Annotated in this window: 1 protein-coding gene and 1 pseudogene; one reads left to right on the top strand and one right to left on the bottom strand. The window is 46.4% G+C overall.

Features of this window, described 5'->3' with window-relative positions:
- On the top strand, positions 1-1,669 hold a 1,669-nt coding region (locus RMO52_RS18530), incomplete at its 5' end, for a CHAT domain-containing protein (RefSeq protein ID WP_310417188.1).
- A gap of 21 nt (positions 1,670-1,690) precedes the next feature.
- On the opposite strand, the pseudogene RMO52_RS18525 reads toward RMO52_RS18530, so the two are convergent.
- Positions 1,691-3,163, bottom strand: a pseudogene (locus RMO52_RS18525) (AAA family ATPase); the annotation flags it as partial.

Raw genomic sequence — 3,163 nt, 5'->3', positions numbered from 1 at the left:
CATCATCTCGATCGTTATTTCCACCGTGCGTACATTTCATACCCCTATTCTCAATCCTCTATCCGTGGATGAACATCCTTCTCTAAATATTGCAGTGGCGCGTTTGGGTACAGACACGCCAGATAATTATGCCGTGTGGGTTCTGAAAGCACCTTATCCTGGCGGCTCCGTAATTGAAAATTGTCATTGGACGATCGAGCTATCCCAAGTATGGCTGGGATGGCAAGCGTTGTTTAGTCCGGGAAGTAGACCTTATTGTTTGCCATGTCATCAGGAGTCGAGCATTCCCGAGCTGGATTTAGCAGCGGTAGCGCCAGTGGATGCGCCACAACCCCAGATTTATAGTGCCAATTTAATGCAGCACTTGGGATTGAGCTTGTGGAAATGGCTGCTGTGTCGCCAAACGGGGAATGCTTTCGCTCAAAGTCAAGGAATGGCGATCGGGCAGGGCAAATTGCTCCGTCTGCGCTTGGAAGTGCGCGATCCCGATCTAATCCCCCTCCCGTGGGAAATCATCCAGCCACAGCCGGGGAAGCCAGCAATCTCGATCGATCGACAGGTGTTGTTCAGCCGCACTAATAGCGATGTCGATTCGTTACCGCCGCAACGGTTGGATCGAGCCATCAAAATTCTCCTAGTGCTGGGGAAAAATATTCCTGGTAGTCCGCAGCTCGATCTCCAGCAGGAAGCCGCGACGATCGCCCAAGCACTCCAAAATACGATGCCAAGCGGGTTTAATCCGCCCAATCGCCTCAATCCAGCCGGATGTCAAGTCGATACATTGGTGCAACCAACGCCTGCTGAACTGATCGCCGCATTAGAAAGTCAGCAGTACAATTTATTTTTTTATGCCGGACATGGGATGCCTGCGGCAGAAGGCGGATTGGTGATGCTCAACAATCTCGGCGGCATGAATGGTACGGAACTCGCCCAATTACTCGTCCGGTGTAGAGTAAAACTAGCAGTGTTTAACTCCTGTTGGGGCGCGCAACCGTATCAACATCAACAGCGAGCCGTCCCGCGCAGCAGTCTGGCTGAGGTGTTGCTACATTATGGTGTCCCTGCGGTGCTGGCGATGCGCGATACGATCGCCGATCGAGAGGCGTTGAGCTTTATTCAGACGTTTACGCAGGCATTGGCACAACGACTGAGCATCGATGAAGCGGCGGCGATCGCCAGACAACAATTATTGATTTTATACAAGTTCAATCAACCTGCTTGGACGCTGCCGATTCTCTACATGCACCCGGAGTTTAATGGTGAATTAATTCGACCGTTAGAGGCAGCAATTACGGAGATACCGTCTGTGCCACAATTAATTCCAGCGGCATTTATGCGGTCTTTAAGTTTTCATACTCATCCCGATTTCCCGATCGGACATGGCTTGATGCGAGTTGGTAGATCTAGCGATAACGATCTGATAATTCACGAACCTTGGGTATCTCAACGTCATGCCGAAATTATCTATCGTTCTACTTCGATGACTGATGTGATGAACGGGATTTATTACCTGCGCGACTCGTCCCGCTTTGGTAGTTATGTACTCGATCGCGATAATAAATGGCACAAGATTCACGGTGGTGAATTTCCACTCCAGTCGGGAATGCAGCTCAAGTTTGGTAGTGAAGAAGGGCAACTCTTAGAGTTCCGAGTCGATTTACCAATTTGAAATTGATACATCATTGACTATTTACTCACGTTTCTCAAGGTGACGATCGCTTGGTAAAATAGAGTCCGATCGATTCCAAACCCAAACAAATTTTTGATAAGATAATCGATCGGCACAATACCAAAGTAATTTATAACATTGAATAGTCGCCGCCGAGCGATCGCCGCGATCGAGATCCGAAATTTTAACTTTTAGCGCCTTAACTACCAATGGTAATTGTTCATCTAATAAGATTTCCTTGAGATATTCACCAGTGCGTTTGTAGAAACTTGCTGGGTGGGATGAAGACATTAACTCTAATAATGTCTCTACTGCTAAGGGGTGTCCAAGCTCAAATTTTCCCAACTGATAAGCATAGCGACGTTGAGTTTCGGGATTAGTTGTAGTTAGTAGTTTATTGGCAAGTATGGATATTGCGATATCATTACCACGTTGATGAGCAGCTTTCTTGGCGCGATTACGGGTGCTGCTGGGTAAGGTTTGTTTGGTTTTAAATTGGCTCTGTGCGACAGGATGTGTCGGGGCAAGTTGCCGCAGATTTTCTAATGCGGCAAGTTGATGAGCATTCGGTGACAATTGTGTTGGTTCGTTATGCTCCTTCACGATCGAGACTAATGTATCGATCGCCAAATTGAATAGTTCGATATATTTATCGCTCGATAAAGATCGCTCCAGTGATGTTTTACCCAGCATGAAAGCCGCTTTGCGGACAATATTTGGAGCTGCACTAGTTTTGATGAGTTCGATCGGTTTGTCGATCGCGACATCATTATAGTTTGGGTCGATTTTACAAACTGACTCACAAATTTTAATACAGATATCGCTATTAGAGACTGTCGCGATCGAGTCAACTAATGACTCAATTGCAATTTTATTACCCGGATCGAATACTTTGCCGAGGCTATGGGCAGCTTGCCAGCGTAAGAAAGGATTTCTGACAGTTAAAATGAATCTTTCTAAACCAGCAATAGCCGCGATCCGATCGGTTTGTCTGAGTGCTAATCTCGCTCCATCTTGAATCGGTAAAGGATAAAATTGCCAGAGATTTTGTTCGGGTATATATTCGGCAAATCGCCATGTTAATAACCGATCGATAATTGTCTGGGTGTATTTTGATTCGGGAAATTCAGCAATTGCGGCGGCGGCGAGAAAATAAGCGCGATAGTGATAAAAGCCACCGCTCGCTCGCTCGAAATCAATTAAAGCTGCTAAACAGGACTCTTTTTCACTAGCGGCAATATCCCCTCTCCCAAACCAAAATAGAATTGTCTCTTGCCAATGTGGACTAAAAATCGGCGATTGTCGATGGAGATCGCCGATGAAAAAGTAATGCCAATCGGCGATCGATCGAGCGGCAAAGTATTCCTGAAATGTGGAATGATAGAAAGCATAAATTTTAGCACCAGTCGCGATCGAGATGCCAGCTCGATCGAGCCAGCCTAATTGTAATGCTAATTCGAGTAAATCTGGAGTCAGGAATTCTAAGACGGTATG

Source organism: Chamaesiphon sp. OTE_8_metabat_110, from assembly GCF_031382685.1.
Taxonomy (GTDB): Bacteria; Cyanobacteriota; Cyanobacteriia; order Cyanobacteriales; family Chamaesiphonaceae; genus Chamaesiphon.
The sequence above is the reverse complement of the archived record's forward strand: the minus strand, read 5'-3'. Positions and strand labels throughout refer to the sequence as shown.